Annotated in this window: 6 protein-coding genes; 5 read left to right on the forward strand and 1 reads right to left on the reverse strand. The window is 74.1% G+C overall.

The window, feature by feature from the left end; all coding sequences use genetic code 11:
* Positions 1-45 precede the first annotated feature (45 nt).
* Positions 46-735, reverse strand: a complete 690-nt coding sequence (gene mtrA, locus AB0M76_RS34865) for a two-component system response regulator MtrA (protein ID WP_189973359.1) — start codon at positions 733-735, stop codon at positions 46-48.
* Positions 736-1,131: 396 nt separating this feature from the next.
* Between mtrA and AB0M76_RS34870 the strand changes: the two genes are divergently transcribed.
* The 5 genes from AB0M76_RS34870 to AB0M76_RS34890 are packed head-to-tail and all read left to right on the forward strand — an operon-like array spanning position 1,132 to position 6,574.
* Entirely contained in the window at positions 1,132-2,379 is a 1,248-nt protein-coding gene (locus AB0M76_RS34870) for a hypothetical protein (protein WP_365956762.1), read from the forward strand.
* Between the two features lie 7 nt (positions 2,380-2,386).
* Positions 2,387-3,067 (forward strand): DUF4129 domain-containing protein, encoded by a 681-nt coding sequence (locus tag AB0M76_RS34875; protein ID WP_365956763.1) that lies wholly within the window; start codon positions 2,387-2,389, stop codon positions 3,065-3,067.
* A complete protein-coding gene (locus AB0M76_RS34880) occupies positions 3,064-4,305 on the forward strand; it encodes a DUF4350 domain-containing protein (protein WP_365956764.1) in 1,242 nt (413 codons plus the stop codon). Before AB0M76_RS34875 ends, AB0M76_RS34880 begins: the two co-directional genes overlap by 4 nt.
* A complete protein-coding gene (locus AB0M76_RS34885; RefSeq protein ID WP_365956765.1) occupies positions 4,302-5,264 on the forward strand; it encodes a MoxR family ATPase in 963 nt (320 codons plus the stop codon). The genes AB0M76_RS34880 and AB0M76_RS34885 overlap by 4 nt, the downstream gene beginning before the upstream one ends.
* Positions 5,264-6,574 carry a DUF58 domain-containing protein gene (locus AB0M76_RS34890; RefSeq protein ID WP_365956766.1) on the forward strand — a complete coding sequence of 437 codons (1,311 nt, stop codon included), beginning with the start codon at positions 5,264-5,266 and terminating at the stop codon, positions 6,572-6,574. The genes AB0M76_RS34885 and AB0M76_RS34890 overlap by 1 nt, the downstream gene beginning before the upstream one ends.
* The last annotated feature ends 89 nt before the right edge of the window (positions 6,575-6,663 follow it).

Here is a 6,663-nt window from a genome sequence, read left to right on the forward strand (position 1 = left end):
AGGGCCCCCCAGCGGGACCCGCGGCGGGGCCTGCCGGGCTGCACGTCAGCTCGGTCCCGCCTTGTAGCCGACACCGCGCACCGTCACGACGATCTCGGGGCGCTCCGGGTCCTTCTCGACCTTGGAGCGCAGACGCTGGACATGCACGTTGACCAGGCGGGTGTCCGCCGCGTGCCGGTAGCCCCAGACCTGCTCCAGCAGCACCTCGCGGGTGAACACCTGCCAGGGCTTGCGCGCAAGAGCGACCAGCAGGTCGAACTCGAGCGGGGTCAGGGCGATCGAGGCACCGTCCCGCTTGACCGAGTGCCCGGCCACGTCGATGACCAGGTCACCGATGGCCAGCTGCTCGGGCGCGGGCTCCTCCGAGCGGCGCAGGCGGGCCCGGATACGGGCCACCAGCTCCTTCGGCTTGAACGGCTTGACGATGTAGTCGTCGGCCCCGGACTCCAGGCCCACGACGACGTCCACCGTGTCGCTCTTCGCGGTGAGCATGACGATCGGTACGCCGGACTCGGCCCGGATCAGCCTGCAGACCTCTATGCCGTCCCGTCCGGGCAGCATCAGGTCCAGCAGCACGAGATCCGGCTTCGCCTCGCGGAAGGCCGCCAGCGCCTTGTCGCCGTCCGCTACGAACGACGGCTCAAAACCTTCTCCACGCAGCACAATGCCGAGCATCTCGGCCAGCGCGGTGTCGTCGTCGACGACAAGGACTCGTCCCTTCATGCTTGACATCATCCCATTAGCTAATCGTTACCTGTCGGTGAGCTGTCCCACAGCCAAAAGGGCTGGAAATCGCCCCTCGGACCTGCGTGGAGATCAGACCGACCAGTCTGCCCCGGATCCGGGCGACAATTGAAGGCGCGGGCGGCCGGAGTTCCGGGGGACGGCCGGTCCGCTCAACATTCCCACGTGGCACGATGGCAGCCGAATAGGGGGGTGTCTTGTGGGCCAGGCCGGATCAGGGAGCGGTGTCCGGTGTCGTGGATCGCAAGGCGGAGGAGGGAGTCGACGCGGAGCGTCGGCGACCGACGAGAACGCGGCGAGGCGCGGTGCCGGGCGCCGCGAGCCCGGCCTGACCCGCAACACACCCCCTGACGCCCCCCGCCCCGCAGTGCACGTGAAGGAGCGACGATGAACGACTCTCCGGGCTGGGCCGTGCCCGGACCCTCCCCGTCCGACGGCGAGCGGCCGGGCGCATCAGACGGCCGGGACGGCGCCGAAGGCGGCACACCGCCGCCCGCCGGCGGACCGAAGTGGTCCGCCGAGCAGCCGCCCCCCGGCGAGTGGTCGAGCCCCGGCACCCCCCAGGCCCCGAAGGCCCCGCAGCAGCTGCCTCAGCCGGGCGCGGGCTGGGGATCGTACGGCGGCCCCCAGGGCCCGCAGGGCGGCCAGTGGGGCAAGCCCCCGGCCGCCAAGCCCGGCGTGATCCCGCTGCGCCCCCTCGACCTGGGCGAGATCCTCGACGGCGCGGTCGCCACCATGCGCACCCACTGGCGCACGGTCCTGCCGATCACGCTGGTCGTGGCCACCGTCGTGCAGGTCATCAGCGTGCTCGTGCAGAAGTACACGTACGCCGACCTCGCCGTCACCTCCGACCCCGGTTCCGGGGACAGCCTGAAGGAAGCCTTCGACGCCCTCGGCGGCAGCATGGTGGCGCTGCTCGCGAACGGCTTCGTCCAGCTCATCGGGACCATCGTGGCCACCGCCATGCTCACGATGATCTTCAGCCGTGCCGTGCTCGGCCACGGCTCCTCGATCGGCGAAGCCTGGCGCGAGGCCCGCCCCCAGCTGCTCCGCCTGCTCGGGCTGACCCTCCTGCTGGCCCTCGGCGGCATCGTCATCGTCCTCGTGCCGCTCCTGCCCGGCATCCTCCTGCGCAGCGTTGGCATCGCCGTCGCCGGCGGCCTCGCCGCCCTCCCGCTGCTCATCTGGCTCGCACTCAAGTTCAGCCTGGCCTCGCCCGCGCTGATGCTGGAGAAGAGCAGCGTCATCACCTCGCTCCGCCGCTCCTCGAGGCTCGTCCAGGGCTCGTGGTGGCGCATCTTCGGCATCACCGCCCTGACCGGCCTCATCACCGCGTTCGTCTCGGCGATCATCGTCTGGCCGCTGACCGCTGTCGGGCTCGCCATCGGCTTCGCCGACAGCGGCATGGAAGGCCTGGAGAACGGCACCGCCGCCACCGGCTGGGCCCCGCTGATCCTCTCCGCGGTCGGCGCGGTCATCGCCCAGACCATCACCATGCCGATCCAGTCGGGCGTCACCGTCCTCCTGTACGTCGACCAGCGCATCCGGCGCGAGGCCCTCGACCTGGAGCTCGCCCGGGCGGCAGGCCTGGAGAACTACGCCCCGGACGCCGCCGCACCGCCGACCGGAGGCTGATGCACGGATGATGAGTACGGGGGGCCTCATCACACTCTCCGCGGCGCTCCTGCCGGCCGCGGAGAAACCACCGGTGACGACACCGCGCGACCCCGCCCGCGAGGCGGCAGAACGCGAACTGTCCAAACCGCTGTACCACCAGGACGACCCGGGGCTGCTCCAGCGCACCCTGGACCGGCTCTGGGAATGGGTCGGCAACCTCTTCGACCACGCCTCGGGCGCCGCCCCCGGCGGCACCCTTGGCCTGGTCGCCATCGCCGTCCTGGCCGCCCTGGCCCTCGCCGCCCTGTGGTGGCGGCTCGGCTCCCCCCGCCGGACCCCCACCGCGTCGGCGGGGGTGTTCGACGACACCTTGCTCAGCGCCGCCGACCACCGCACCGCCGCCGCCGCGCACGCCGCCGCGGGCCACTGGACGGAAGCCGTCCAGGAGCGCATGCGCGCCGTCGTCCGCTCCCTCGAGGAACGCACCCTGCTCGACCCCCGCCCGGGCCGCACCGCCGACGAGGCGGCCGCCGAAGCCGCGCTCTCCCTCCCGGACCACGCCGAAGCCCTCCGAGCTGCCGCCCGCACCTTCGACGACGTCACGTACGGCGGCCGCCCCGGCGACGAGGCCATGTACGCCCGCCTCCACACCCTCGACACCACCCTGGCCCGCACGAAGCCGCTCCTGACGGGACCCCCGGCATGACCGCCCCCGCCCCCGGCCCCCACGCCCCCGGCACACCGACGGGCCCGCCGCCCGGCGAAGCCCCCGGCACGGCCGCCCGGGGGATCACTCCCACCGCCGTGTGGCGGCGCTCCCGCGGTGTGCTCCTCTGCCTCGGGATCCTGCTCGTCGGCGCCGTCGTCCTCGCCGCCCTCGGCTCCGGCAGCCGCCACGGGCGGCTCGACCCCCGCTCCGCCGACCCCGACGGCAGCCGGGCCGTCGCCGAGCTGCTCCAGGCCCGCGGGGTCACCACACGCGTCGTCACCAGCGCCCGCGAGGCCGCCGCCGCGGCCGGCCCCGGCACCACCCTGCTGGTCACCGACCCCGACCGGCTCGGCGACACCCAGCGCCGCGCCATCCGCTCCGCGATCGACCTCTCCGGCGGCCGTACCGTCCTGCTCGCCCCCGGCAGCGTCAGCCTCTCCGACCTGGCCCCGGCCGCCCGCACAAAGGGCGACGCCCTCGACGAGAACCTCGACCCCGGCTGCGCCCTGCCCGCCGCCGCCACCGCCGGCCGCGCCACCACCGGCGGCGGCCACCGCTACACCGGCGGAGCAGCCGCCGCGGCGTGCTACCCCAGCGGCGGCCACCCCACCCTCCTCGTCCTCCCCTCCGGCACCACGGGCGGCGACACCGTTCTCCTCGGCTCCGAGACGCTCCTCCTCAACAAGAAGCTCGCCTCCGAGGGCAACGCCTCCCTCGCCCTCCAACTCCTCGGCTCCCGCCCCGACCTCGTCTGGTACCTGCCCTCCCTCACGGAGGTCCAGGACGAGGACCCCGCCCAGGAGAAGGGCTTCCTCGAGCTCGTCCCCCGCGGCTGGGGCTGGGCCCTCCTCCAGCTCTTCGTCGCCGCCGCCCTCGCCGCCCTCTGGCGCGCCCGCCGACTCGGCCCCCTCGTCACCGAGAAGCTGCCCGTCGCCATCCGCGCCTCCGAGACCACCGAGGGCCGCGCCCGCCTCTACCGCAAGGCCGGCGCCCGCGACCGCGCCGCCACCGTGCTGCGCGCCGCCGCCCGCGAACGCCTGGCCGCCCTGGTCGGCGTACCGCCCACCCAGGCCCACGAACCCGCGGCCCTGGTCCCCGCCGTGTCCGCCCGCCTGACGGCCGGACATGAGGACCTGACCGCCCTCCTCTTCGGCACCACACCCGCCGACGACGCGGCACTCGTCGCGCTCGCCGACCACCTCGACGCCCTCGAAAGAGAGGTCCGCACCTCATGACGGCCACCACGGACAGCGCCCGCTCCTCCCTGGAAGCGATCCGCACCGAGATCGGAAAGGCCGTCGTCGGCCAGGACTCGGCCGTCACCGGTCTCGTCGTCGCCCTCCTGTGCCGCGGCCACGTCCTCCTCGAAGGCGTACCCGGCGTCGCCAAGACCCTCCTCGTACGGGCCCTGGCCGCCTCCCTCGAACTCGACACCAAGCGTGTCCAGTTCACCCCGGACCTGATGCCCAGCGACGTCACCGGCTCGCTCGTCTACGACGCCCGCACCGCCGAGTTCTCCTTCCAGAACGGCCCGGTCTTCACCAACCTCCTCCTCGCGGACGAGATCAACCGGACCCCGCCCAAGACCCAGTCCTCCCTCCTCGAAGCCATGGAGGAGCGCCAGGTCACCGTCGACGGCACCCCGCGCCGGCTGCCCGAGCCGTTCCTCGTCGCCGCCACCATGAACCCGGTCGAGTACGAGGGCACCTACCCCCTCCCCGAAGCGCAGCTGGACCGCTTCCTCCTCAAGCTCACCGTGCCCCTGCCCTCCCGCGCGGACGAGATCGGCGTCCTGACCCGGCACGCCGCCGGCTTCAACCCCCGCGACCTCCAGGCCGCAGGCCTGCGCCCGGTCGCCGGCGCGGCCGAACTCGAAGCCGCCCGCGACGCCGTCGCCAAGGTGTCCGTCTCCCCGGAGATCGCCGGGTACGTCGTCGACATCTGCCGCGCCACTCGCGAATCGCCGTCCCTCACCCTCGGCGTCTCCCCGCGCGGCGCGACCGCCCTGCTGGCCACCGCCCGCGCCTGGGCCTGGCTCACCGGCCGCGACTACGTCACCCCCGACGACGTCAAGGCCCTCGCCCTGCCCACCCTGCGCCACCGCGTCCAACTCCGCCCGGAGGCCGAGATGGAGGGGGTCACGGCCGACGCCGTCATCACCGCGATCCTGTCCCACGTCCCCGTCCCGCGCTGATGGCCCTCACCGGACGCGCCGCCCTGCTGGCGGCCCTCGGCAGCCTCCCCGTCGGCATCCTCGAACCGAGCTGGACGGGGATGCTCGCGGTCAACGGCACCCTCGCCCTGGCCTGCGCCGTCGACTACGCCCTCGCCGCGCCGGTCCGCAGGCTCAGCCTCACCCGCACGGGTGACACCTCCGTCCGCCTCGGTGAACCGGCGCAGGTCCACCTCACCCTCACCAACCCGGGCACCCGCACGCTCCGGGCCCGCATCCGCGACGCCTGGCCCCCCAGCAGCTGGCTCCCCGGCACCGAGGCCGAGGCCTCCCGGCACACCCTGACGATCCCGGCCGGCGAACGCCGCCGGATCACCACCCGGCTGCTCCCCACCCGCCGTGGGGACCGCCGCGCCGACCGCGTGACGATCCGCTCGTACGGACCGCTCGGCCTGTTCGCCCGCCAGGGCACCCACACCGTCCCCTGGACGGTCCGGGTCCTGCCGCCCTTCACCAGCCGCAAGCACCTCCCCTCGCGCCTGGCCCGGCTGCGCGAACTGGACGGCCGTACAAGCGTCCTGACCCGCGGTGAGGGCACCGAGTTCGACAGCCTCCGCGACTACGTCCCCGGCGACGACACCCGCTCCATCGACTGGCGGGCCACCGCCCGCCAGAACAAGGTCGCCGTCCGCACCTGGCGTCCGGAACGCGACCGGCACATCCTGATCTGCCTGGACACCGGCCGCACCTCGGCGGGCCGCGTCGGCGACGCCCCCCGCCTGGACTCCGCGATGGACGCGGCCCTGCTGCTGGCCGCGCTGGCCTCCCGCGCCGGCGACCGCGTCGACCTGCTGGCCCACGACCGCCGCACCCGCGTCCAGGTCCAGGGCCGCTCGGCCGGCGACATCCTCCCGGCCTTCGTGAACGCCATGGCCACCCTGGAACCGGAGCTCGTCGAAACCGACGCCCGCACCCTGGTCTCCACCGTCCTCCGAAACGCCCCGCGCCGGTCCCTGGTGGTCCTTCTGACGAGCCTTGACGCGGCCCCGATAGAGGAAGGCCTGCTCCCCCTGCTCCCCCGCCTCACGCAGCGCCACACGGTCCTGCTGGCCTCGGTGGCCGACCCCCACATAGAGGGGATGACGAAGTCCCGCGGCACGCTCGACGCGGTGTACGAGGCCGCGGCCGGCACCCAGTCCCAGGCCGCCCGCCGCCGCACGGCGGAGCAGCTGACCCGCCACGGGATCCACGTGGTGGACGCCACCCCCGACACCCTGGCCCCCGCCCTGGCCGACGCCTACCTGTCCCTCAAGTCCGCCGGCCGCCTCTAAGCGGCCTCGGGGAAGTGGGGCACGCCCCCGCGCCGCCCGGCACGGCGCCTCGCCGCGTTGTCGCAGCACCCTGGTACGTCCAGTACAAG

This window comes from Streptomyces sp. NPDC051364, assembly GCF_040682115.1.
Taxonomy (GTDB): Bacteria; Actinomycetota; Actinomycetes; order Streptomycetales; family Streptomycetaceae; genus Streptomyces.

Bases quoted from the DNA above. Each gene is read 5' to 3' on its own strand.
- mtrA (WP_189973359.1), bottom strand. From the start codon at position 735: ATGATGTCAAGCATGAAGGGACGAGTCCTTGTCGTCGACGACGACACC.
- AB0M76_RS34870 (WP_365956762.1), top strand. From the start codon at position 1,132: ATGAACGACTCTCCGGGCTGGGCCGTGCCCGGACCCTCCCCGTCCGAC.
- AB0M76_RS34875 (WP_365956763.1), top strand. From the start codon at position 2,387: ATGATGAGTACGGGGGGCCTCATCACACTCTCCGCGGCGCTCCTGCCG.
- AB0M76_RS34880 (WP_365956764.1), top strand. From the start codon at position 3,064: ATGACCGCCCCCGCCCCCGGCCCCCACGCCCCCGGCACACCGACGGGC.
- AB0M76_RS34885 (WP_365956765.1), top strand. From the start codon at position 4,302: ATGACGGCCACCACGGACAGCGCCCGCTCCTCCCTGGAAGCGATCCGC.
- AB0M76_RS34890 (WP_365956766.1), top strand. From the start codon at position 5,264: ATGGCCCTCACCGGACGCGCCGCCCTGCTGGCGGCCCTCGGCAGCCTC.